Raw genomic sequence first — 24595 nt, 5'->3', positions numbered from 1 at the left:
AAGGAGACCTCATGCCACTTCCAGTTAGAAAATCCCTGCATGATGCAGTGTTACAGGCTTCAAAAGCTGATACTTGGGATCAAGCTACCAAGGAATGGAATGAAGTTTCCTTGATTTTTAATGGTATTGGGCGCAGTAATTGTATCTGCGGAAATACTATTAAATACGCTTACGAACTCTTTAACAATGTCACAGGACAACGTCTCTTTCCTATCGGCAGTGACTGTGTTCGGCATTTTCATCGTATTAGCCTCGACCAGAAACTAGAAGAGGAAGAAAAACTTCTCAGAAAGCTTGAAAATCTGACTGGAAAAGTCAAGAAAAAGGAAAAAATCAAGGTTAATAAAAGCGACTTTGACGAACGACTTCTAAAATGGTTTTGGGAGAAAGGTGTTTTCAAAGCCAATCGTGGCAATCAATTCTCGCCTGAGAAAGATTATCGGCTCTTCCTAGAAGTCTTTCAAGGAGGAAGTTGGACCAAGGCAGAGCCAAAGAAGAAGGCCCGTATGGAAGAAGTGCTGGAAAAGTGTATCAAACCTTTTCTACTTGGTAAGTCCGATGACCAACTCTACCTTGTCAAATTAGGCAAGGAGAAAATCGACTACGAGCAGCATTTACGGATTCAAGCAGAGAAAGAACGCAAGAAAAGAGATAAAATCGCCAAGCAATACGCTGACAACCTCATTCTTGCCATGGGACCTGCAGAACGCGCTTATCAAGATTACTTTGGCTTTACAGAAACCTTGACCCAAGAAGAACGAAAATGGGAGAAAATCCTCTTTGGTAAAAATAGAGACGAACGGGCTATCAAGGCTAAACAAAACCAAAAGGAGCTGGAAAAGGATCAGCGTATTGCAAATCAAGATCCTATTGAACGAAAGCAGAAACAGACTTGGCTTCTTAATTCCTATTTTCGTGATTTGCCTGATGAAAAAGCCAGATTTTCTCGACTCTTACTAGAGTATCGAAAAAGTGGAGAAGTACCCTTTTCAGATGGTTACTTATCTGAGCATCTCATTGACTTTTTCTACAAGATGAAGGCCTTTGAGTTTGAGATTGCTCCAGAACAAGTCCGCGATTTTCTAAAAGAATGCCTTCAAGCAGAGGATCTATCATCAGCACAAGAAAGCTGGATTAGAGGGATTTTGACAAATTGCCTTCACCTGTTTTTAGATAGATTGCTCATATAGAAAAAATCCTACCTTGTCTATGCATGGTAGGATTTAAGTATCTCCGAAGATGTACTGGTAAAGTTGGACGACTTTTTGAAAACATTGTGTGTCCATTCTTGTTATTTTTTGAGCATTACGCATCCGAAAATCAAAGGTATAAAGTTGAAATGGATTGACAGCGCCATCTACCTTATCCGACGAGACAGGAACGAGCAAGCCTTTTTCTGCCAATCGTTGTTGACCGTGAGTGATAGGACAGACAGCCACAAAACCAGTTTGCAAGGCATATTCTCTCCTAGAAACGACCAAGGCAGGTCGCCGTTTCTGGATTTCTCGACCGACTGATGGATCAAAGTCCAGCCAAATGATATCCTGCTTTTCAGGAATATACTCAGATTTCGCTATCAAGTGACCTTACCTCTTCAAAATCGTTTGTCATTCTCAAATCAGTAATTCCATCAAAAGGATCTTTTAGTTTTGGAGCTAAGACAATGACTCCATCTATCCCCTTGTAGACGACCATTTCTTGTCCTTCTGTCATCCCCAAATTTTTAGGAATGGTCACAGTGAGAGAATTCCCCACCTTCCGAGTCTTTACTGTATTCATCGCTCTACCTCCATGAATTTGTATACACTAAGTATATACTCTCCAGTAAAAAAAGTCAAGTCAATTGTTGCTGGTATCAAGGATATTTCGGACGATTACTATTTATCATTTGTTGTGGTCAAAGCCTGTGCAAAAGTTCCTAATTTATGATAGAATAGATGGTAAGAGAGAAAACGTTTTTACTACGTTTTTTTAGTCGGAAAGGGAAATTTATGGCTACAATTCAATGGTTCCCGGGCCACATGTCTAAGGCTCGGCGACAAGTTCAGGAGAATCTAAAATTTGTTGATTTTGTGACGATTTTGGTGGATGCTCGGCTACCTTCATCTAGTCAAAATCCTATGTTAAACAAGATTGTGGGTGATAAACCGAAGCTCTTGATTTTAAATAAAGCGGACTTAGCAGATCCAGCAATGACCAAAGAATGGCGTCAGTATTTTGAATCACAAGGAATTCAAACTCTGGCTATCAACTCCAAAGAGCAAGTTACTGTAAAAGTTGTGACCGATGCTGCTAAAAAGCTCATGGCTGATAAGATTGCACGCCAGAAAGAACGCGGTATCAAAATCGAAACCTTGCGTACCATGATTATTGGAATTCCAAATGCTGGTAAGTCAACTCTCATGAACCGTTTGGCTGGGAAAAAGATTGCAGTGGTCGGCAATAAACCAGGTGTTACCAAGGGGCAACAATGGCTCAAAACCAATAAAGACCTTGAAATCTTAGACACACCAGGGATTCTTTGGCCTAAGTTTGAAGATGATACCGTCGCACTGAAACTAGCCCTAACAGGAGCAATTAAAGACCAGTTGCTTCCTATGGATGAAGTGACCATTTTTGGTCTCAATTATTTCAAAAAACATTATCCAGATAAGCTAGCTGAACGTTTCAAACAAATGAAAATTGAAGAAGAAGCACCTGTTATCATCATGGATATGACCCGTGCCCTCGGTTTCCGTGACGACTACGACCGTTTTTACAGTCTTTTCGTGAAGGAAGTTCGTGATGGAAAACTCGGTAACTATACCTTAGATACATTGGAAGACCTAGATGGCGACGATTAAAGAAATCAAAGAACTCCTTGCAACAGTCAAGGACTTAGATAGCCCTATTTTTTTAAAACTTGAAAAGGACAATCGCTCTGGAGTTCAAAAGGAAATCAGCAAGCGTAAAAAAGCCATTCAAGCTGAATTGGATGAGGAGCTTCGTTTGGAATCCATGCTTTCCTACGAAAAAGAACTTTACAAGCAAGGATTGACCTTGATAGCAGGTGTTGACGAGGTTGGCCGTGGCCCTCTGGCTGGTCCTGTAGTCGCTGCAGCCGTTATTTTACCTAAAAATTGCAAGATTAAAGGTCTCAACGACAGCAAAAAAATTCCTAAAAAGAAACATCTGGAGATTTTCCAAGTCGTTCAGAACCAAGCTTTGTCAATCGGCATTGGTATCATGGATAATCAAGTCATCGACCAAGTCAATATCTACGAAGCAACCAAACTAGCCATGAAGGAAGCAATCTCCCAGCTCCGTCCGCAACCTGAGCATCTCTTGATAGATGCCATGAAACTGGATTTACCCATTTCACAAACATCTATCATCAAAGGAGATGCAAACTCTCTCTCTATTGCAGCTGCATCTATAGTGGCCAAGGTGACACGAGATGAATTGATGAAGGAATTTGATCAGCAATATCCTGGCTATGATTTCACGGCTAATGCAGGATATGGAACAGCTAAACATCTAGAAGGATTGGAAAAACTAGGTGTCACCCAAATTCACCGAATCAGTTTTGAACCAGTCAAAACACTGGTTTCAACTAAGAAAGATAAGTAAGAGGAAATAATTATGGAGGAACAGTCAGAAACACTCAGTTCCAAGAAAGAATTTGCCTTTGCGTCAAGTACTATATTATCCCAAGTTGGACGAGGAATCATTGTTGGTCTCGCCGTCGGGCTCATTGTAGGATCCTTTCGTTTCTTAATTGAAAAGGGTTTCCACCTGATACAAGGACTCTATCAAGATCAAGCGCACCTAGTGCGCGATCTTTTTATCATTGGTCTATTTTATCTAATTGTTAGCTGGCTCAGTGCGAAATTGACTCGATCGGAAAAAGATATCAAGGGTTCAGGAATTCCTCAAGTTGAAGCCGAATTAAAAGGACTCATGACTCTTAACTGGTGGAGTGTCCTCTGGAAAAAATATATTTTAGGGATTCTTGCTATTGCCAGTGGCCTTATGCTAGGTAGAGAAGGGCCAAGTATTCAGCTTGGAGCAGTTGGTGGTAAAGGTATTGCCAAGTGGCTCAAATCCAGTCCAGTAGAGGAACGCTCCTTGATTGCCAGTGGTGCTGCAGCAGGATTAGCAGCTGCCTTTAATGCACCAATCGCAGGTCTTCTCTTTGTTATAGAAGAAGTTTACCACCATTTTTCACGCTTTTTTTGGGTCTCAACTTTAGCAGCTAGTCTCGTAGCAAACTTTATTTCTCTGCTCATATTTGGCCTAACCCCCGTACTGGATATGCCAGATAACATCCCTCTCATGACCCTAGACCAGTATTGGATATACCTCCTCATGGGAGTTTTTCTCGGGCTTTCTGGTTTTCTCTATGAGAAGGCTGTACTCAATGTTGGTCGAGTTTATGATTGGGTTGGCCAAACAATCCATTTAGATAGAGCTTATTATCCAATCCTAGCCTTTATCCTTATCATACCAGTCGGGATTTTCTTGCCACAAATTCTCGGTGGTGGAAATCAGGTCGTTCTTTCCTTGACTGAGCAAAATTTTAGTTTCCAAATTCTATTAGCTTACTTTTTGATTCGCTTTGTTTGGAGCATGATTAGTTATGGAAGTGGTCTCCCAGGAGGAATTTTCCTTCCCATTCTGGCTCTCGGTTCCTTACTTGGTGCCCTAGTTGGTGTCATTTGTGTCAACCTTGGGCTTGTCAGTCAGCAACAATTCCCTATATTTGTCATTTTAGGAATGAGTGGCTACTTTGGAGCAATTTCCAAGGCTCCCTTAACTGCTATGATACTCGTAACCGAGATGGTTGGAGATATTCGCAACCTCATGCCACTTGGCTTAGTGACCTTGGTTGCCTACATCATCATGGATCTACTCAAGGGGGCTCCAGTCTATGAGGCTATGCTAGAAAAAATGCTACCAGAAGAAGCAACAGACGAAGGAGAAGTTACCCTAATTGAAATCCCTGTATCAGATAAAATCGCTGGAAAACAGGTTCACGAACTCAACTTGCCACATAACGTACTCATCACCACCCAAGTCCATAATGGTAAGAGCCAAACAGTTCACGGCTCAACTAGAATGTATCTGGGTGATATGATTCACCTAGTGATTCCAAAAAGTGAAATTGGAAAAGTCAAAGATTTGTTGTTGTAAGTTTTATTTACATAATTTATTTTACGTAAAATAAATTTGAAAGGATTCTCTATGAAAAGAAATAAGGCAATTGCGGTATATTTGCTAGGCACATTTAGCCAGTTAGTATCAGTTTGTCTCCTTTTCTTTCTCTTGAATCATTTCTCTATTCAGTCCAATCTGTTAACTGTTTTAGGAATCATTGTTGGTGGGATTTCTTCAGCTCTTTGGGGAATAATTGTTGCAAATCACTATTTTCATATTCATTTTAAGAAGATCGTAAAAGATTTTTTTAACATTCATACCAGTTATAAATACTATTTATTATCTTTCTTCCTTATTGTCCTTGATTTTTCTTTTCTAATGTTTGGTGGGAAAATAATAGAATTTAGCTGGTATCTCCCATTTTTGATGTTCTTCAAATTTATTGTCTTTGGTGGTATAGAAGAGATTGGATGGCGATATGTCTTTCAACCAATTTTACAAGAGAAGCTACCGTATTTTCACTCAACAATCCTAACCTTTTTCAGCTGGGCGATTTGGCATCTGTTGTTCTTTTACATAGATGGTTCCCTAGCAACACTGCAAACTCTACCGTTTTTATTTGGATTGCTGACAAATTCTTTCATACTCTCAGCTCTTTATATCAAAACAAAGAATCTTTGGATTTGCGTTATGACACATTCGATCATTAACGTCTTGTCTCAGCTAACCATAGATACTGATCGATACGAAACCTACCTGATTAAAATTTTCGTCATTTTGATATCCTGCTATATGGTAATACATAAAAAAGATGAGTATAGTCGGTATAAATAAAATTAAATATAAACCTTCAAAACCAAATCAAAAAAGATTTGGTTTTTTAAGAATTAGAAATCTGATTTTCAGTATATAGTATGATTTTTACCCCCCTACTTTGTAAAGAATGATTAGAATATTGTATAATAAGAAAAAGGAGGAAAGCTTAAATGAGTAATTCTGGCATCAAAAAAAGTCATAAAAGGTTACTAATCGTTTTGTCAATCTCAATTATCACAGCAGTTGGTATTTTTATGTTTAGTATGTTAGGGAAATCCCAAGAAGAACGTCGGAATAAAGAGTATGAAGTTAGTTTGATTGAAACTTTAAAAGATAGTTATGAGGGTATTGAAGAAATTAGATTTTCTAATGCAAACTACACAAATCCGCCAGGAAGTTGGACTTGCGTAGTTGAACTATATTTTAATGAGAGAAGCATAAAATATAAAATTAATTATTCAAAAAAAGATAAACGTATTTCTGATGTATCTTTAGAGAGAGAATAGAAAAGAGGACCGAGAATTTTTAAATAGTCACTTGGGTAAGACTAGTAAACTCACAAAAATTATTTATTCAGATGGTTCAGAAGGAGAATATTAATGGTATACACTTATACTGATAAACAACTCAATGAATTAAATCACGGAAAAAATGTTTATAGTGTCAATGCTGAATATGCTGAAAGGGAAGTTGAAAAGAAAGTTGTAGCCAAAACAAATGATAAGTTATCTTCGGATGAAACTAACACTATAACCACCTCCGATGGTCAAGAATTCCGTGTCGTTGCGACTAAGTCTCACCGAGGAACAGGTTTTGATGGTTTGGCGGTGGCTCCTATAGTCAGTGGCAAACCGGATTATAAAAGTATAGCTGTGATTGCTACGGGAACAGATCCTGGGGGTCCTACTATGATTGATAGAAGTAAATCAACTTTTTCTTATTATAGTGTAATATAGACTAATCTTATAGTACTTTATAGTATAATAAGAAAAAGGAGAACAACTTTAATGAATAATTCTAGCATCAAAAAAAGTCATAAAAAGCTACTAATCGTTTTATCAATCGCAATCATCACAGCAGGAGGTATATTTATGTTTAGCATGTTAGGGAAATCTCAAGAAGAGCGTCGAAATAGAGAATACGAGGTAAGTCTGGTAAACGCCTTAAAGAATTCATATGAAGGGATAGAAGAAATCAAAATTTCCAATCCAGAATATACAACCCCTCCTGGCGACTGGTCTTGTGATGTAAATATTCTATTTTCAGATAAAGTAAAAATAGAATATCGTGTAGGCCACTCTTTAAATGACGTTGAAAATTATAATGGTTTTGTTAATGGAAAAACAAATAAAGAAATAAATGACCAGTGGGAAATATTGAATTCTCATAAAGGGAAAACAACATCTTTAGTTACTATATATTATTCGGATAAAGAAAAAGGAGTACAGTAGTGGTTTTCACTTATACAGATAAACAACTTAATGAATTAAATCAAGGGAAAAATGTTTATAGTTCCAATCCAGAATACGCTGAGCGAAAGGGTTACAAAATTGTTACTCCTTCGCCTAAAAATAAAGGTGAAACAAACACCATAATATCCGATGGTCAAGAATTCCGTGTTGTTGCTACTAAGTCGGATCCAGGAACAGGATTTGATGGACTGGCGGTTGCGCCAATTGTCAATGGTAAACCGGATTATAAAAGTATAGCTGTGATTGCTGCAGGAACGGATCCAGGGAGTCCTACTAAGATTGATGTTGGAACTGCAATTGCAGAAAGGGAGATATCTACATCACCTCAGTATTATGTAGCGGACCGATTTGTAAAAGAAATTATGGATGACCCTAGATATGAAGTTAGTCAACTTTCTGGTTATTCACAAGGGGCTTATATGCTAAAGGTAGGAGCTAAATACCACATACCTACGACAACCTTCAATGCCTGGTTTTTTTATCTTTCACTTTCTAATGAAGAAAAAGCATTTATTGATAAAAATCCAGCTATGTTTATAGATTATAGAAGAAATTATGATCTTGTCGTGTTTGGAAATGATTTCAACCATCCTGAATTATTCAATAAATCATTTTTAGAAATGCCTGAAACAATATACTGGCTTGACGGAACTAGTCACAATATCGATGATTGGGAGTTTGATCCTGTAACAGGTCAAGTTGTTGATGGTAAAGGAGGAAAACCCTTAATTAGCGGTGTTTATAAAGCTTATGCCAACAGTCTCCGAGGAATGGCTAGTTACAAGGACTTGAAATCAAAATGGTCATCAGGTGGCATTAGTAGTTCTGAGGAAATATACTTAGATGCAGCCCAAGGTTCTATCTTATCATCATCTATGGCTACAGCAGCCAGAACTGGAGCTGATGAAGTAAGTGCCTTAGCAAAAAAAGCTAATCAAGAATTACAAGAAATTTGGTCCAAAATCGATTTTACGAGTTACACAGCATTAGCTCCCTATGAGGTGGAGGCCCTTTTTGCTAGCCAAGGTATCACTCAAGCACAGTTTATCGATACTTTTCAGGCAGAGACAACACAAACAGTCACTAAGATGAACGCTTCCGCCCAAGAATTCGAAAATTTGGATAAACAATTACAAGAAGTCATCGAAAAAACAGTAGCAACAGACAAACAATTGGCCAAGGAGTTTCGACAATGGAAAGAAAAGATGTAAATCTCCTTTTTCTTATTATAGTGTAATATAAACTAATCTTATAGTATAATAAAAAAAAGGAGAAAAGCTTAAATGAATAATTCCAGCAATAAAAAAAGTCATAAAAGGTTACTAATCGTTTTGTTACTCGCAACCATCACAGCAGGAGGTGTTTTTATGTTTTCTATGTTAGGGAAATCCCAAGAAGAGCGTCGGAATAGAGAGTATGAAGTTAGTTTGGTGAATGCTTTGAAGAATTCCTATGAAGGGATTGAGGAGATTAAAATTTCTAATCCAGAATACACAAATCCTCCAGGCGACTGGTCTTGTAAGATTGATATCTTGTTTAAAGATGGGGAAAAAATCTTTTATGGAATTCCACATAACTTAGATGAGAAAGAAAATTATGACGGTCGTATGACTTATGGACAACGAGATTTTCTTAACCTAAGAAAAGGAATAACAACTAATACAGTTACGGTTACATACTCTAACAAAGAAAGAGGGGAACAGTAGTGGCATTTAATTATACAGACAAACAACTTAATGAATTGAACCATGGGAAGAATGTATATAGTGTCAATGCTGAATATGCTGAGAGGAATAATAGACCTTTGGTTACCGAAACTCCTAATCCGAATCCTTCTTCATCTGATTTCGAAGAGACCAACACTATAACCACCTCCGATGGTCAAGAATTTCGTGTTGTTGCGACTAAGTCTCACAAAGAAACAGGTTTTGATGGACTGGCAGTTGCGCCAATAGTCAACGGTGAACCAGATTATAAAAGTATAGCTGTGATTGCTGCAGGAACTGATCCTGGGAGTCCTACTAAGATTGATGTCGGAACGGCAGTTGCAGAAAGAGAGTCAGGTCTATCCCCTCAATATTATGTAGCAGACCGATTTGTAAAAGAAATTATGGATGATCCTAGATATGAAGTTAGTCAACTATCTGGCTATTCGCAAGGCTCTTATATGCTGAAAGTAGGAGCTAAATATCATATTCCAACTACAACTTTTAACGCTTGGTTCACTTATCTATCACTTTCTAACGAAGAAAAAGCATTTATTGATAAAAATCCAGCCATGTTTATTGATTACCGTAGAAAACATGATGATGTAGTACGTTGGAATGATTTCAATCACCCCGAATTATTCAATAAATCATTTTTAGAAATGCCTGATACCATATATTGGCTTGACGGAACTAGTCACAATATAGGTGATTGGGAGTTTGATCCTGCAACTGGTCAACTTGTAGATGGCAAAGGAGGGAAACCCTTAATCAGTGGTGTTTATCGAGCGTATGCTAACAGTCTCCGAGGAATGGCTCATTACAAGGACTTGAAGTCAAAATGGTCATCAGGTGGTATTAGTAGCTCTGAGGAAATATACTTAGATGCAGCTCAGGGTTCAATCTTATCATCATCAATGGCTACGGCAGCAAGAACTGGAGCTGATGAAGTGAGCGCCTTAGCCCAAAAAGCCAATCAAGAATTACAAGAAATTTGGTCAAAAATCGACTTTACGAGCTACACAGCATTAGCTTCCTATGAGGTTGAGGCCCTTTTTGCTAGCCAAGGTATCACTCAAGCACAGTTCATCGATACATTTCAGACAGAGACAAATCAAACAGCCACTAAGATGAATGCTTCCGCCCAAGCATTTGAAAAGTTAGATAAACAATTACAGGAAGTCATCGAAAAAACAGTGGCAACAGACACACAATTTGCTAAGGAATTCAGACAATGGAAAGCAGAGATGTAAAATGGGATGCCATTAGGCAAAAAGAGAGGGAAATTCTTAACCTCGAAGAACAATACTATCAGCAAAAGAAGAAGTTAGAGAAAAAGACACTAGAACTAGAGGAACGGTCTGCAAAATTAGAAAAAATCATGGACGAAGAAGCTGATAAAATGTACCTAGTATTAAGAAAGTTTTCATCAACAGCTGATTGTGTTAGAGACTACTTTACGGAAATAGAAAATTTGAGATATCATTCTAACCAAGTTTATAGAACTAAGGGAATAAAACTGGAAGAAGAAAAAGAAAAAATAGATAAAGAATTTCGCAAAAAAAGAAATGATTTAGATGAAGAATTTCACAGATTAAGGAGAGATTATGCAAGCACCAATGAATGAATACTACACAGATGAAGAATACCAGTATGCACTGAAACAAATGTATCGAATGATGGAAAGAAACCGAATCATTACGGAAGCAAAGTTAGCAATAACAGCAAAAAATAAATTAAAAGATAACTTTAATAAAGCAGCTAAGAAAATTGCTACAGAAACCCAATCAACCATTACAAGCATTAACAGCCAAATGGACACTGCAATTCAAGGTAAAGTTCGCAAGAGTCTTGAAACAAAGATTCCTAACATGTTGCTCAAGTATGATGAAATATAGAAAATACTCTAAAGAATTTTTTGGTTATTTGCTTAAAGTTATCTATTCCTAAATCTCCCCTATAACATCTTTCCGAAAAACTATAATTTTCTTGAAAAATATATGAGTCTATGCTATACTACTAGTAGACTTAATTATGGAGAAAATACATGAAACGTGAGATTTTACTGGAACGAATCGACAAACTAAAACAAATCATGCCCTGGTATGTTCTGGAATACTACCAATCAAAGCTTGCTGTTCCCTACAGTTTTACAACTCTGTACGAATACCTCAAGGAATACGATCGATTTTTCAGCTGGGTTTTGGAGTCTGGTATTTCAAATGCTGATAAAATGTCTGATATTCCTTTATCTGTCTTGGAAAATATGTCTAAGAAAGATATGGAAGCTTTTATCCTATATCTACGTGAACGTCCATTGCTGAATGCCAATACAACCAAACAAGGTGTCTCTCAGACGACCATTAATCGGACTTTGTCGGCACTTTCTAGTCTTTACAAGTATCTAACAGAGGAGGTTGAAAACGACCAAGGGGAGCCTTATTTCTATCGTAATGTAATGAAGAAAGTTTCAACCAAGAAAAAGAAAGAAACACTTGCTTCCAGAGCTGAAAACATCAAGCAAAAACTCTTTCTAGGTGATGAAACAGAAGGTTTTCTGACTTATATCGACCAAGAGTACCCACAACAACTCTCAAATCGCGCTCTCTCGTCATTTAATAAGAATAAAGAACGTGATTTGGCCATTATTGCCCTTCTCTTGGCATCTGGTGTTCGCTTATATGAAGCTGTTAACCTGGACCTAAGAGACCTTAATCTCAAAATGATGGTCATTGATGTCACTCGAAAAGGGGGGAAACGTGATTCTGTCAATGTCGCTGCTTTTGCTAAGCCTTACCTAGAGAATTATCTAGCCATTCGAAATCAACGTTATAAGACGGAAAAGACGGATACAGCACTCTTTCTGACCTTATACCGTGGCGTTCCCAATCGTATTGATGCTTCTAGCGTTGAAAAGATGGTTGCTAAGTACTCTGAGGACTTTAAAGTCCGTGTAACTCCCCACAAACTCCGCCATACCTTAGCAACCAGACTCTATGATGCAACTAAATCGCAAGTTTTGGTCAGCCACCAATTAGGACATGCCAGCACGCAAGTCACTGACCTCTATACCCATATCGTAAATGATGAACAAAAAAATGCTCTAGATAGTTTATAGAATACATAAAATTATTTATGTAAAATATAACTCATAAAAAGAAGCTGGTCATACAACCAACTTCTTTTCTTTTTATCCCACTACTGCTTCAGCGATTTCTTCACGGCTGATACCAGCGAAGTAGCGTGTAATATCAATGGTTTCTAGTGCCTTGAGGACATCTTCGCGTTCGTATTTCACTCCACGAAGGACATCTTCTACAGCTGCAACATCTTCGATACCAAAGAAGTCACCATAGATCTTGATATCTTGGATTTTTGATTCAATGACGTTAGCAAAAACTTCAACCTTACCACTAGTGAATTTTGTACCACGACGGACGTTAAATTCAGGTGATTTACCGTAGTTCCAGTCCCAAGTTCCAAACTTAGTATCCTTGATACGATTGATTTCCGCCAATTCTTCTTCTGAAAAGACGTATTCAGTCATCTCTGGGTACTCTTTTTTCATGTATTCCAATAGCAAATCACGGAATTCTTCAACTGTGATTTTTTCAGGTAATTCATTGACAATATTGGTTACACGGGCACGGACGGATTTCACACCTTTTGATTCAAATTTATCTTTTGAAACCTTGAGGGCGTTAGCAAGGACTGATAAATCAACGTCAAAGAGCAAGCAACCGTGGTGCATGATACGCCCATTGATATAGGCCTGGGCATTGCCACAGAATTTTTTGCCATCAATCTCAAGGTCATTACGCCCTGTAAATTCAGCTTTAACACCGAGTTGAGCTAAGGTATTGATAACTGGAGTTGAGAAGCTCTTGAAGTCAAAGGCCTTGTTTTCATCTTCTTTTGAAATGATGGTGTAGTTGAGGTTGTTTAGATCGTGGTAAACAGCTCCACCACCACTGATACGACGGACTACCTCAATACCATTTTCTCGAACATAATCACGGTTAATTTCTTCAATAGTATTCTGGTGACGACCAACAATGATAGAAGGTTTGTTAATCCAAAGTAGGAAGATTTGATCCTCATCTAGTAGGTGTTTAAAGGCATATTCTTCCAAGGCGATATTAAAAGCAGTGTCGTTTGAATGATTGATAATGTATTTCATGATATCCCTTTATACGATAGAGACTGGAAATAATCTTCCAGTCTAGTCTATCTTCGTTTTATTTTTTCTTAGGTGAATGGATGGCCATTCCTAGAACATCCGCAAACGCTTCGTACATCACTTCAGAGTAGGTTGGGTGTCCGTGGATGGTCTTCAGCATTTCTTCAACAGTGATTTCCATTTCGATGATACTTGATGCCTCGTTGATCAATTCTGCAGCTGCAGGACCAATGATGTGCACACCAAGGATTTCCCCGTATTTCTTATCAGCGATAACTTTTACGAAACCTTGAGCAGCATCCGATGCAATGGCACGACCGTTGGCAGCAAAGTTGAATTTACCGATGGCTACATCGTATTTCTCACGAGCTTGTTCTTCAGTCAGACCTACTGCTGCTACTTCAGGGAGAGTGTAGATGGCTGCAGGAGTCAAGTTCAATTTGGCAACAGCATGATTTCCTTTGAGGGCATTTTCAGCGGCAACTTCACCCATGCGGAAGGCTGCGTGCGCCAACATCTTAGTACCATTGATATCACCTGGTGCGTAGATACCTGGAACAGAAGTTTCCATGTATTCGTTGACCTTGATGCGTCCACGATCCAATTCAAACTCAACATCGCCAATACCTTCAAGGTCTGGCACACGACCGATTGAAAGAAGGGCTTTGCTTGCGATGATATCATCTTTTCCTTCAACCTTGATACGAAGTTGTCCATTTTCCTCGATGATTTCTTGGAGTTTAGTGTCGGTTAAGATGGTCATACCTTTGCGTTCCAAAATCAAGCGAAGATTCTTAGAAACTTCCGCATCCATAGCTGGAACGATACGGTCCATCATTTCGATAACAGTTACTTTTGAACCAAATGTCATGAATGCTTGGCCGAGTTCGATACCGACAACCCCACCACCGATGATTACGAGGCTTTCTGGAACTTCGTTCATTTCAAGAATATCATCGCTGGTCATCACAAGTGGAGATTCCATACCAGGGACTTTAATCTTGCTAACTTTTGAACCACCGGCAAGGATGATTTTCTTGGTTTCAAGCAATTCAGAACCATCTACCAAGACATTCTTATCTTTAGTAATAGTACCAACGCCCTTATGAACAGTAACTCCGTAACTACGAAGAAGACCCGCAACACCACCTACCAAGGTATTGACAACTTTAGATTTAGTTTCTAAAAGTTTGTCCATATCAACAGTGAAGTTTGGATTTTCGATGACGATACCACGATTTGCTGCATGACCGATGTTTTCGATGATTTCAGCATTGTGAAGGTATGTCTTAGTTGGGATACAGCCGCGGTTCAAGCAAGTTCCACCGAGTTCAGATTTCTCAACAAGGGCAACCTTACCACCAAGTTGAGCAGCTTTAATGGCCGCTACATATCCAGCAGGACCTCCACCAATCACAACGATATCAAAGGCATCATCGCTCTTGCCGTCGTCGTTTGAAGCACTAGCTGCAGGTACAGGTTTTGATTCTGGTGCTGCCGCTCCAGCTGTTGGGATATTTTCACCTTCTTCCCCAAGGTAACCAATAACTTCAGTTACTGGAACAGTTTCACCATCTCCTTTGAGGATGGCAATCAAGTATCCATCTTCTTCGGCTTCCAATTCCATGCTGACTTTATCAGTCATGATTTCCAAAAGGATTTCTCCTTCTTTTACAAATTCACCGACTTTCTTATTCCATTGGACGATTTGTCCTTCTGTCATATCCACGCCGGCTTTTGGCATAATTACTTCTAAGGCCATGTCTTACTTCCTTTATCTATATCTCTAAAAATAAATACTGTATTATTTAAACCAACATTGAGATTGGATTCTCAATCAAGGCTTTCAAGTCTTTCATAAACTTAGCACCAGCCATACCATCTACAACACGGTGGTCAATAGTTAATCCTAGGCTCATGATAGGACGAATAACAATCTCACCATTGACAACTACAGGTTTTTCAACTGTTGAGCTAACCCCGAGGATAGCTGAGTTTGGTTGGTTGATGATCGGACCAAAGGACTGGACGCCAAACATTCCTAAGTTACTAATTGTGAAGGTTGGATTTTGGAGTTCGCTCGGAGCCAATTTACCATCCAAGGTACGACCAATGACATCCTTGAAGGCTACGACCAGCTCTGAAAGGCTCATCTTTTCAGCATTGTAAACAACAGGTGTCATCAATCCATTATCCATCCCAACTGCCATAGCAAGGTTGACATAGTTGTGCGTGATAATAGTCTTGCCATCTTCTGTCAATGAAGCGTTGATGTATGGGTGTTTCATTAAGGTCTTCACAACAGCGAGTGAAAGAAGGTCTGTTACAGTAGTCTTCTTACCAGTTGCTTCCATAATTGGCTCAAGAACCTTCTTACGAAGAGCCAACATTTCTGACATATCGACATCGTAGTTGAGTGTGAAGGTTGGCGCAGTTAGGTAAGATTCAACCATACGTTGCGCGATAACCTTACGCATTGGTGTCATTGGAATACGCTCAATCTCACCATAAGGAGTGATATTGTCTGGAACTTCTTCCACTTTTTCGATTTGAGCAGGAGACTTGATGGTGTCGTTTTCGATATTTTCAGGAAGTAAGGCCAAAACGTCCTTCTTCATGATTTTACCACGGTGACCCGTTCCTTGGATTTCCTGCCAAGCAATGTTATGTTCAAGGGCAATTCGTTTTGCAAGTGGCGAAATGCGAACCACGTTTGTGTCTTTATAAGTTTCCACGTCTTCTTTGTGGACACGACCGTTTGCACCTGAGCCAGAAACGTCATAGAGGTTGATACCTAAATCATCCGCTAACTTTCTAGCTGCAGGAGTCGCTCTTAGCTTGTCATCAGCCATGACCTCTCCAATTCTATTTATGATACAAAGGGCGTCAAAAGCGACTGAAAAATAGGAAATCGACGCTGGCTTCGATGAAGCCAAGGAGATTTATCTTTTTTCCGAGCTTTTAGCCCGTGTTCGAATATAAGATATTAAGGACGAAGAGGGCAATGAAAAAATAGGAGATTGACGATGTGTTCGATGAACACAAGGAAATCTATCTTTTTTTCGCAGACCTCCGTCCGAATTCAATTACAACTCTACAAGTAACTTGGACACGGAACGTGTCTCAAGTTACTACGGTTGCCGCTATCAGGCGACCAACCTAGTAGACTTACTAAGTTTTTTATCGAATATTATTGATTCGTCAAAAAACTGTCACAACTTTACAAATAAGTTGGATACGAAATGTATCTAAAGTTAAAATCTTTAAAAATTTACATAACTTATATTATGTATTATTCTTTGTTATAAGTCTTACGGATTGCATCTTTGATGCTTTCAACTGTTGGAATCATTGCATTTTCAAGGTTTTGCGCGTAAGGCATTGGCACATCTTCTCCGGCGCAACGGCGGATTGGTGCGTCTAGATAATCAAATGCTTCTGATTCTGAAATAGTAGCTGAAATCTCTCCAATATAACCACTTGTTTTATGAGCATCATTAACCAAAACAACCTTACCAGTCTTCTTCACTGAGTTAATGATGATATCCTTATCAAGCGGAACGAGGGTACGTGGGTCCACAATTTCAACTGAAATTCCCTCTTCTGCTAACTCTTCAGCAGCTTGAACCACACGGCGAAGCATTTTTCCATAAGTAACAACTGTTACATCTGTACCTTCACGTTTGATTTCTCCAACTCCAAGTGGGATTGTGTAATCTGGATCAACTGGCACTTCCCCTTTTTGGTTAAATTCGGACTTGTACTCAAGGATGATAACAGGGTTATTATCGCGGATAGAAGACTTGAGAAGTCCTTTCATGTCCGCAGGTGTACCTGGAGCTACAACCTTAAGTCCAGGGATGTGTGTGAACCAAGACTCCAAAGACTGAGAGTGCTGGGCTGCAGAACCGACACCGTTACCAGCTGCGCATCGAACAGTCATTGGAACCTGACCTTTACCACCAAACATATAACGTGTTTTAGCAGCTTGGTTGACGATATTGTCCATGGCTATAACCGAGAAATCCATAAAGGTCATATCAACGATTGGGCGAAGTCCTGTCATGGCTGCTCCTGCTGCTGCTCCAGAGATGGCAGCTTCAGAAATCGGACAGTCACGGATACGTTCTGGACCAAATTCTTCGAGCATTCCAACAGAAGTTCCGAAGTCTCCTCCGAAGACACCGACGTCTTCTCCCATCAAGAATACATTTTCATCGCGACGCATTTCCTCAGACATAGCAAGGATAATGGTGTCACGGAACGACATTGTTTTTGTTTCCATTTTTATCTCTTTCTCCTTAGTCTGCGTAAATATCTTCAAATGCTGATTCTAGTGGTGGGAATGGGCTTTCTTCTGCAAATTTAACAGAAGCTTCTACTGCTTCCTTGACTTGTGCTTGAATTTCTTCCAATTCTTCTGCACTTGCAATATTGTTTTCAATGAGGTATTTGCGAAGGTTTTCGATTGGGTCTTTTTGTTTCCACAATTCCACTTCTTCACGAGTACGATATTTACCAGGGTCAGATGATGAGTGACCAAGCCAGCGATAGGTTACACTTTCGATCAAGACTGGGCCATTGCCACCACGAACATGATCTACAGCTTTCTTAAATCCTTCATAGGCATCGATGACGTTGTTCCCATCTTCGATAAACATTCCAGGAATTCCATATGCCGCACTGCGTTGATGGATATGCTCCACATTGGTCATTTTCTTGATATCCGCAGAGATTCCATAACCGTTGTTAATGCAGTAGAAAATAACAGGAAGTTTCCAAATAGAAGCCATGTTCACTGCTTCGTGGAAAACACCTTCGTTGGTCGCACCATCTCCAAAGAAGCAGACGACGATTTTACCCGTATGTTGCATCTGCTGACTGAGGGCCGCACCGACAGCGATTCCCATACCACCACCTACGATACCATTGGCACCAAGGTTACCCGCATCCAGGTCAGCGATATGCATAGAACCACCTTTTCCTTTACAGGTTCCAGTGTATTTCCCGAGGATTTCAGCCATCATTCCATTGAGGTCAATCCCCTTAGCAATAGCTTGCCCGTGTCCACGGTGATTTGAGGTAATCAGATCATCTGGATTAAGAGCCAGCATCGCTCCGACGTTAGCAGCTTCCTCTCCGACAGAAAAGTGAGTCATACCGGGAACTTTTCCCTTTTTCACTAACTGAGCGATTTTTAAGTCCATGCGACGGATTTCTTCCATCTTACGGAACATCTCTAGCAAAAGATTCTTATCTAAAGTTGACATAATCTTGCCTTTCTAACTTTGTACTTACTTTACTATTTTACCTTTTTTAGTATACACTGTCAAAGTATATGGCTAATAAAATTTCACAATATAAAAAAATAAATCCCTGTTAAAACAGGGATTCTCTCTAGTTAGAGCATTTTTTCACAAAGTTTTTTTCAGGATAATTTCTTAAAATTAGCTCAACCTTTTCATTATGGATTTCAAACGCCATTGATACAAACAACCAGAAACAATCAAGCTGGCAATTAACCCAATCCAGTAAGCAAATGCCCCCAAGTCAGTTACTTGATCTAGTAAATATCCTAGAGGTATCGCTACTCCCCAATATCCGATTAGGCCAAGATAGAAAGGAACGATAGTGTCCTTATACCCTCTTAAAATCCCCTGAAGCGGAGCCGCAAAGGTATCAGCTAACTGGAAAAAGAGACTGTAGGTTAGAAATACAGCAGTTGTTTCAATGAAGTGAGGGTCATTGCCATATAGACTTGCTACACGATCTCTAAAAATGTAGAGAAAGGACAGGGTAAGACCTGCAAAAATAAGGGCGGTTACTCTCCCTAGACGAGCATAGATTTTTGCATCCTCAAAACGTTTAGCCCCCACCTCGTAAGACACAACAATCGCCATAGCAGAGGAAATACTCATGGGGAAAGCGTACATGAGACTGGAAAAGTTCATAGCTGACTGGTGACTAGCGATGATGAGCGATGAAAACTTAGCCATGATTAGTCCCACAACGGAGAAAATAGCCACTTCCGCAAAGACGGTTCCTCCGATTGGTAGACCTAATCGAACACCCTCCTTGATTTTATCTATATTGAGTGGAATCCGTTTTTCAAGATGTAGCGCTTTTAACCTTTCTTGTTTGAACAAAACAAGAATAGAAATCCCCAATAAAACCCAATAGGCTAGCGAGGTCCCTAGCCCTGCTCCTGCGCCACCAAGCTCAGGAAAACCGAATGCTCCATATATCAAGAGATAGTTAAAACCACTATTAAGAGGAAGTAATAGGAGCATCAGATACATCGATAGTTTGGTCAAACCAAGAGAATCCAACAATGACCGAATGACACTAAAAAGCAACAAGGGAATAATCCCGATAGACAGGTACCAAAGATAGGAAACTGCAACTGCCGCCACTTGAGCTTCTAGTCCGATGTTGTTTAAGACAGGTGGCGCTAAGAATACTACCATTCCAAGCAAGACCAAAGACAGTCCGAAAGCCAAGTAGATAAATTGGTAAAAGTCAGATGCTACTTCTTCCTTTTTGCCCCGTCCCAGATGATGGCCTATGATGGGCACCATGGCCGAAACAATCCCTGTTAAAAAAGTAAAGAAAGGATTCCATAGACTCGTTGCAGTTGATACTCCTGCCAAGTCCATGGTATTGTACTGCCCAGTCATGGTTGTATCGACAAAAGAGGCAGAATAATTGGCAAATTGATAAATCAGGATAGGGAAAAATATCTTAAGAAATAAGACAAACTTGTCTTTAAATTGATGGGTTGGATACATATACGCTCTCTATTCTTATAGTTTATAGAGCAGAGTCCCATCTAGTTTTGGTAGACGATTTGTCCCTTACAGATAGTATATTTAACCTGCCCTTTTAAAGTTTCCCCGATAAATGGAGAATTAGCTGATTTTGAAGCGAAGTTTGGACCAACAGTACGATCAGCCTTGTCATCAAAGATAGTGATGTCCGCTGGACCATTTTCAGCTAAGTAGCCTGCTTCAAAGTTGTAAAGTTTGGCTGGATTGACAGTCATCTTTTCTAGCAATTCCATTAAGCTTAGCTCACCAGCTTCCACCAAATAAGTCAAGCCGAGAGATAGAGAAGTTTCCAAACCAGTCATACCAGATGGCGCTTTGGTGATATCTTCTACATTTTTCTCATCTGCATGGTGAGGCGCGTGGTCTGTCGCAATCACAGTGATGACGCCTGACTTGAGGCCCTCGATAACGGCACGGCGGTCTGACTCCAAACGAAGCGGAGGATTCATTTTGGCATTGCTCCCTTGAGTTAAAAGAAGAGCTTCTGTCTTAGAAAAATGTTGTGGTGCCACTTCTGCTGTGACTTGGGCCCCCAAACCTTGAGCAAACTCTACTACTTTGACACTTTCTTCCTTAGACAAATGCTGGATGTGAACATGGGCCTTGGTTGCATGGGCAATCATAACATCACGCGCAATCATGGCGTATTCTGCTACCCCTGTCGCACCACAGATCTTGAAGTGGTCTTTAGCGATGTTTTCATTAAAGCCAAGAATACCGTTCAAGCCGGGATCTTCCTCGTGTAGACAAACAAAGGTACCAAGTTTTTTAGCAGTTTCCAAGGCTTCTTTGAGAACTTTGCTGCTCTCAAGTGGAATACCGTCATCTGAGAAACCAACGGCACCTGCTTCTAAAAGCGCCTTAAAGTCAGTCAAGTCTTTACCATTAAAGTTCTTGGTAATAGTTGCAACCGTTTTGACGTTAATCTTTTCCTTGGCAGCAGACTGGAGAACTTCTTGCAAAGTCTCTACGTCTGAGATGGTTGGATTGGTATTAGCCATCATGACAACCGTTGTAAAACCACCTGCAGCAGCTGCTAGGGCACCAGTATGGATATCTTCCTTGTGGGTCTGACCAGGTTCACGGAAATGGACATGAATATCCACTAGTCCAGGTGCAACCACAAGACCTGTAGCATCAAGCACCTCTGCTCCTTCTTTCTTGATTTCAGACGCAATTTTGACAATTTTCCCATCTTGGACCAAAACATCACACACTTGATCCAAACCAGACTTGGGATCCATTACACGACCGTTTTTGATTAATAACATCTGCTTTCTCCTTTATTCATAGAAATCAACTTGAGTATCCAACAATTTATCCCCATCATAAACAAACTTAGCTGAAAAGAAGGGTTTGTCCTCTAAAAGCCACTCAACAAAGGTGTGGTCACCCTCCCAAGTTGGCTTGCTCAAAACTTCATCATAGGGAACCCATTCTAATGTTCCCTCGTTGCATTCAATCAAGTCACCCTCAAACTCCGTCACCTTAAAAACATAGGTGTACCAGTCTAAATCTGGCGTGAATTCAGGGAAAGTGATAATGCCTTTTAGAACTGGCTTGGCTTTCAGGCCTGTCTCTTCGAGGATTTCACGCGAAGCGCATTCTTGAGGTGTCTCCCCTCGCTCTAACTTACCACCCACACCAATCCATTTGCCTTCATGGACATCATTCGGCTTCTTATTACGATGCAGCATGAGCAGTTCTTTTCCGTTATCAATGTAGCAAATCGTCGCTAACTGAGGCATATTTTCTCCTTATCTAAGCCAATCGATTGGCACTTGTCCTGTCTCTTTTAAGAATGCATTGGCCTTGGAAAAAGGCTTGGAACCCCAAAATCCTCTATAAACCGATAAAGGACTGGGATGGGCTGATTCGATAATCAAGTGGTGAGGATTGGTAACTAAGGCCTTCTTCTTGCGTGCATAAGCACCCCAGAGTACAAAGACCACTGGCCTATCTAGATGATTGACCACCCGAATCACAGCATCTGTAAAAGGCTCCCATATCTGCCCAGCATGACCATTGGCCTGACCAGCAGGAACGGTCAAACAAGCATTGAGAAGCAAGACTCCTTGCTCAGCCCAAGCAGTTAAATCATGGGATTTCTTAACGCCGATGTCATCTGACAATTCTTTCAAGATATTTTGCAAGGATGGCGGAGCTGGGATAGAGTCAGGGACAGAAAAACTCAAGCCCTGAGCCTGACCTGGCCCGTGATAGGGGTCTTGCCCTAGAATCACCACCTTAACTTCTTCAAGCGGTGTAGTCAATAGAGCCTGAAAAATCTTTTCCCTAGGTGGATAAACAATTCCCTGAGCATAGACCTGGTCCATAAACTGATTGATTTTCCCGAAATAACCCTCAGGTAATTGCTCCTTAATCAAAGCATGCCAAGATGAGTGTTGCATCGCCAACTCCTTCGTTTTTACTGCTTCTATTATAGCAAAAAGTGGCTATCTAAACCACTTTTTACAGTTTATCCAAACAATCCAGCAAGTCTTGGTAAGAATGAACTTCATAGGTCGGCTGGGCTTGTGTATGATTTTCGAGGTGATGAGGATTATACCAGATAGTGTCAATTCCAGCATTATTGCCACCTTGGATGTCGGCGGTTAGAGAATCTCCAATCATCAGTGTCTCTTCTTTGCTAAATCCTGCAATCTGCTGACCGATTTTTTCATAGAATAGTGCATCAGGTTTTTGTGTTTGTAACTGTTCGGAGATAAAAACTTGGTTGAAATAGGGAGCCAGACCAGATTGAGCCAGACGTCCTGTCTGGATGGCAGTAATCCCATTTGTCGCAGCATACAAGTCATAATCTCATTCGATGAGACTGTCCAAGAGTTCATGAGCACCTGAAAAAGTTTGTCCCTGTTGAGCGAGATAAAATTGGTAACGCTGGGCAAGAAAACTACCTTCTTTCTCCAGTCCAAAATGAGCAAATAAACGAGAAAAGCGCGTGTTAACCAGTTCTTGTTTACTGATTTTCTTTTGCTCCAAGTCTTTCCAGAGAGCCTTGTTCATAGGAATGTAATAGTCTTTATAGGCTTGAATATCCGCAACTCCTTCTTCCTTTAGAAGTTGCGTCAAAGCCACATCCTCAGCAGCATCAAAATCAAGCAAGGTGTGGTCGAGGTCGAAGAGTAGAAATTTGTAGGGCATTGAGTTTCCTTTCTAAGTGAAAATAAGTTACTTGTATTTATTAGGGAAATATTCTTTTCCTAACTGCCATAAAGACTGATCAATCTCTTTAAGATTAAATTCTTCTAATCCGTAGTATTCTCTAAAAGCAATAATTATATTTTTAAATTTTTGATAATCTTTTAGGTCTGAATTCTTAAATTGAGAAAATTTATCTGTTTTTCTAAAGTATTTCAATACCTTTTCTACATAGCTATCATAAATAGGGTGTTCTTTAGGATTATGATGGGAACAGTATTTGGTAGAAAAAGAATAGAACTTTCTAGTTACTCCATTGATCGTAATATTTTGAATTTCATTGACTAAAGTTACATCACCTTGTCTCAACCTCTCATCAATGTTAAGACTCATTATATGCTCTGCAACTGTATAAACTGAAAAAATACTTGTGCTATAAAAATCATTCAACGTAGCAACCTTTAATAAGATGTCAGAGATTTCTTCGTTACTTGGTAACAGCTCAAAAAATAATTTATCTAAAGCATCTTCTTGCAACTTATAATTTTTAAGATTTTTCCATGTTTTCAAGTATTTTCCTACTTCGCTGGCTGACGGTTTAGAAATAACAATATCTGATTTCTGTCTTCTATTATAGTTAATTTGCATACTTATCTCACTTAAAGTAGTTATTAAAAAAATGATAGATTTATTATAGCATATTACAAAACGAATGGGTAACCTCCTCATTCCCCCTACCCCAACTCCTTGGCTATTCTGCTCTTTTCAAGTTTTCCCTTGGTAATTCGTTTCCATAAAACAAGTGGATTCAAACTATAAGATAGGCGTACGAGGAAATAATTAACCCATTCGATAAAGGCAAAAAGCTGTATCAACGTAGCTAAGATAGGCCCTAGGATACTCTGGGTATTCCAGACAATAAAAGGAAAGCCTGAAATAAGTAAAATAAGGTCTAGTATTCTGAGCCCACCATATATTCTAGGGACATTTCCACTTCCGAACTGAGGATTCGACAGTCTTCTAATCAAAATTGCCCAATAGATTGAACCTTGAAGCAAAATAAATGTCAGCAGAGACAACGGATAGAGAATAGAGACTAGACTCCTCCAATCACCAAGCCTATTTTTCAAAAGGAAAAAACAAAACCAAAAGGATAGGACGGCTGTAAACTCTCCCAAACAAAGGGACACCAACTCTCTTCTCACTTTCTCTTTTTGTATGTGCATCATCTCACCCATCTATCTATCATCCTATATCAGAAAAAAGCTATTCGAATCATTTTCTAGTCAACATTTC

At 39.6% G+C, this 24595-nt stretch carries 26 protein-coding genes and 2 pseudogenes; 14 read left to right on the top strand and 14 right to left on the bottom strand.

The window, feature by feature from the left end; translation table 11 throughout:
- Positions 1 to 11: 11 nt before the first annotated feature.
- Entirely contained in the window at positions 12 to 1190 is a 1179-nt protein-coding gene (locus M9H69_RS05350) for a hypothetical protein (RefSeq protein WP_250314995.1), read from the top strand.
- 33 nt (positions 1191 to 1223) lie between these two features.
- Here the strand turns inward: M9H69_RS05350 and M9H69_RS05345 are convergent, their stop codons facing one another.
- Together M9H69_RS05345 and mazE are read right to left on the bottom strand one after the other, a co-directional pair.
- Positions 1224 to 1580 (bottom strand): type II toxin-antitoxin system PemK/MazF family toxin, encoded by a 357-nt coding sequence (locus M9H69_RS05345; protein WP_042902272.1) that lies wholly within the window; start codon positions 1578 to 1580, stop codon positions 1224 to 1226.
- Complete coding sequence (gene mazE / locus M9H69_RS05340; RefSeq protein ID WP_001098941.1) at positions 1564 to 1779, bottom strand: type II toxin-antitoxin system PemI/MazE family antitoxin; 216 nt, start codon at positions 1777 to 1779, stop codon at positions 1564 to 1566. The genes M9H69_RS05345 and mazE overlap by 17 nt, the downstream gene beginning before the upstream one ends.
- A gap of 212 nt (positions 1780 to 1991) precedes the next feature.
- Between mazE and ylqF the strand changes: the two genes are divergently transcribed.
- The 13 genes and pseudogenes from ylqF (at position 1992) to xerS (ending at position 12248) form a co-directional block, all read left to right on the top strand.
- On the top strand, positions 1992 to 2843 hold the full coding sequence (gene ylqF, locus M9H69_RS05335; protein ID WP_250314994.1) for a ribosome biogenesis GTPase YlqF: 852 nt from the start codon (positions 1992 to 1994) through the stop codon (positions 2841 to 2843).
- Positions 2830 to 3609: a ribonuclease HII gene (locus tag M9H69_RS05330; RefSeq protein ID WP_250316151.1), complete on the top strand. Its 780-nt coding sequence runs from the start codon at positions 2830 to 2832 to the stop codon at positions 3607 to 3609. The genes ylqF and M9H69_RS05330 overlap by 14 nt, the downstream gene beginning before the upstream one ends.
- A 12-nt stretch (positions 3610 to 3621) precedes the next feature.
- Positions 3622 to 5172: a ClC family H(+)/Cl(-) exchange transporter gene (locus tag M9H69_RS05325; protein ID WP_250316150.1), complete on the top strand. Its 1551-nt coding sequence runs from the start codon at positions 3622 to 3624 to the stop codon at positions 5170 to 5172.
- A 51-nt stretch (positions 5173 to 5223) separates the two neighbouring features.
- On the top strand, positions 5224 to 5970 hold the full coding sequence (locus M9H69_RS05320) for a CPBP family intramembrane glutamic endopeptidase (protein ID WP_250316149.1): 747 nt from the start codon (positions 5224 to 5226) through the stop codon (positions 5968 to 5970).
- A 152-nt stretch (positions 5971 to 6122) separates the two neighbouring features.
- Positions 6123 to 6552, top strand: a pseudogene (locus tag M9H69_RS05315) (hypothetical protein).
- Positions 6552 to 6908 (top strand): hypothetical protein, encoded by a 357-nt coding sequence (locus tag M9H69_RS05310; RefSeq protein ID WP_250316148.1) that lies wholly within the window; start codon positions 6552 to 6554, stop codon positions 6906 to 6908. Before M9H69_RS05315 ends, M9H69_RS05310 begins: the two are co-directional and overlap by 1 nt.
- Before the next feature lie 51 nt (positions 6909 to 6959).
- Positions 6960 to 7403 carry a hypothetical protein gene (locus tag M9H69_RS05305; protein ID WP_250316147.1) on the top strand — a complete coding sequence of 148 codons (444 nt, stop codon included), beginning with the start codon at positions 6960 to 6962 and terminating at the stop codon, positions 7401 to 7403.
- Positions 7403 to 8635 (top strand): hypothetical protein, encoded by a 1233-nt coding sequence (locus M9H69_RS05300; protein WP_250316146.1) that lies wholly within the window; start codon positions 7403 to 7405, stop codon positions 8633 to 8635. The genes M9H69_RS05305 and M9H69_RS05300 overlap by 1 nt, the downstream gene beginning before the upstream one ends.
- 72 nt (positions 8636 to 8707) lie before the next feature.
- Positions 8708 to 9130 carry a hypothetical protein gene (locus M9H69_RS05295; RefSeq protein WP_250316145.1) on the top strand — a complete coding sequence of 141 codons (423 nt, stop codon included), beginning with the start codon at positions 8708 to 8710 and terminating at the stop codon, positions 9128 to 9130.
- The gene (locus tag M9H69_RS05290) at positions 9130 to 10383 is read left to right on the top strand and encodes a hypothetical protein (protein WP_250316144.1); all 1254 of its coding nucleotides are present in this window, start codon (positions 9130 to 9132) and stop codon (positions 10381 to 10383) included. Before M9H69_RS05295 ends, M9H69_RS05290 begins: the two co-directional genes overlap by 1 nt.
- Positions 10365 to 10757, top strand: coding sequence for a hypothetical protein (locus M9H69_RS05285; RefSeq protein ID WP_250316143.1), 393 nt, complete (start codon positions 10365 to 10367; stop codon positions 10755 to 10757). Before M9H69_RS05290 ends, M9H69_RS05285 begins: the two co-directional genes overlap by 19 nt.
- Positions 10738 to 11028 (top strand): hypothetical protein, encoded by a 291-nt coding sequence (locus tag M9H69_RS05280; protein WP_250316142.1) that lies wholly within the window; start codon positions 10738 to 10740, stop codon positions 11026 to 11028. Before M9H69_RS05285 ends, M9H69_RS05280 begins: the two co-directional genes overlap by 20 nt.
- 149 nt (positions 11029 to 11177) lie before the next feature.
- On the top strand, positions 11178 to 12248 hold the full coding sequence (xerS, locus tag M9H69_RS05275; RefSeq protein WP_250316141.1) for a tyrosine recombinase XerS: 1071 nt from the start codon (positions 11178 to 11180) through the stop codon (positions 12246 to 12248).
- A gap of 72 nt (positions 12249 to 12320) precedes the next feature.
- Here xerS and M9H69_RS05270 read toward each other — a convergent pair whose 3' ends face one another.
- The 12 genes and pseudogenes from M9H69_RS05270 to M9H69_RS05215 form a co-directional block, all read right to left on the bottom strand.
- The gene (locus M9H69_RS05270) at positions 12321 to 13310 is read right to left on the bottom strand and encodes a lipoate--protein ligase (RefSeq protein WP_061414054.1); all 990 of its coding nucleotides are present in this window, start codon (positions 13308 to 13310) and stop codon (positions 12321 to 12323) included.
- Between the two features lie 58 nt (positions 13311 to 13368).
- Positions 13369 to 15072, bottom strand: a complete 1704-nt coding sequence (gene lpdA / locus M9H69_RS05265) for a dihydrolipoyl dehydrogenase (RefSeq protein ID WP_250316140.1) — start codon at positions 15070 to 15072, stop codon at positions 13369 to 13371.
- Positions 15073 to 15118: 46 nt separating this feature from the next.
- Positions 15119 to 16162 (bottom strand): dihydrolipoamide acetyltransferase, encoded by a 1044-nt coding sequence (locus tag M9H69_RS05260; RefSeq protein ID WP_250316139.1) that lies wholly within the window; start codon positions 16160 to 16162, stop codon positions 15119 to 15121.
- A 440-nt stretch (positions 16163 to 16602) separates the two neighbouring features.
- A complete protein-coding gene (locus M9H69_RS05255; RefSeq protein ID WP_250316138.1) occupies positions 16603 to 17595 on the bottom strand; it encodes an alpha-ketoacid dehydrogenase subunit beta in 993 nt (330 codons plus the stop codon).
- 16 nt (positions 17596 to 17611) lie between these two features.
- On the bottom strand, positions 17612 to 18580 hold the full coding sequence (locus M9H69_RS05250) for a thiamine pyrophosphate-dependent dehydrogenase E1 component subunit alpha (protein WP_250316137.1): 969 nt from the start codon (positions 18578 to 18580) through the stop codon (positions 17612 to 17614).
- Positions 18581 to 18757: 177 nt separating this feature from the next.
- Complete coding sequence (locus M9H69_RS05245) at positions 18758 to 20098, bottom strand: MATE family efflux transporter (protein ID WP_250316136.1); 1341 nt, start codon at positions 20096 to 20098, stop codon at positions 18758 to 18760.
- Positions 20099 to 20139: 41 nt separating this feature from the next.
- Entirely contained in the window at positions 20140 to 21408 is a 1269-nt protein-coding gene (locus tag M9H69_RS05240; protein WP_250316135.1) for a dihydroorotase, read from the bottom strand.
- Between the two features lie 12 nt (positions 21409 to 21420).
- Positions 21421 to 21885: an NUDIX hydrolase gene (locus M9H69_RS05235; RefSeq protein WP_250316134.1), complete on the bottom strand. Its 465-nt coding sequence runs from the start codon at positions 21883 to 21885 to the stop codon at positions 21421 to 21423.
- A 9-nt stretch (positions 21886 to 21894) separates the two neighbouring features.
- On the bottom strand, positions 21895 to 22548 hold the full coding sequence (locus tag M9H69_RS05230; RefSeq protein WP_250316133.1) for a uracil-DNA glycosylase: 654 nt from the start codon (positions 22546 to 22548) through the stop codon (positions 21895 to 21897).
- Between the two features lie 61 nt (positions 22549 to 22609).
- Positions 22610 to 23302 (bottom strand): annotated as a pseudogene (locus M9H69_RS05225) (YjjG family noncanonical pyrimidine nucleotidase).
- Positions 23303 to 23329: 27 nt separating this feature from the next.
- Entirely contained in the window at positions 23330 to 23947 is a 618-nt protein-coding gene (locus M9H69_RS05220; protein WP_250316132.1) for a hypothetical protein, read from the bottom strand.
- An 86-nt stretch (positions 23948 to 24033) separates the two neighbouring features.
- Complete coding sequence (locus M9H69_RS05215; RefSeq protein ID WP_250316131.1) at positions 24034 to 24537, bottom strand: hypothetical protein; 504 nt, start codon at positions 24535 to 24537, stop codon at positions 24034 to 24036.
- Positions 24538 to 24595: the final 58 nt, after the last annotated feature.

The sequence above is a fragment of the Streptococcus oralis genome (assembly GCF_023611505.1).
GTDB lineage: Bacteria > Bacillota > Bacilli > Lactobacillales > Streptococcaceae > Streptococcus > Streptococcus oralis_CT.
This window is presented reverse-complemented; position numbering and strand designations above follow the sequence as displayed.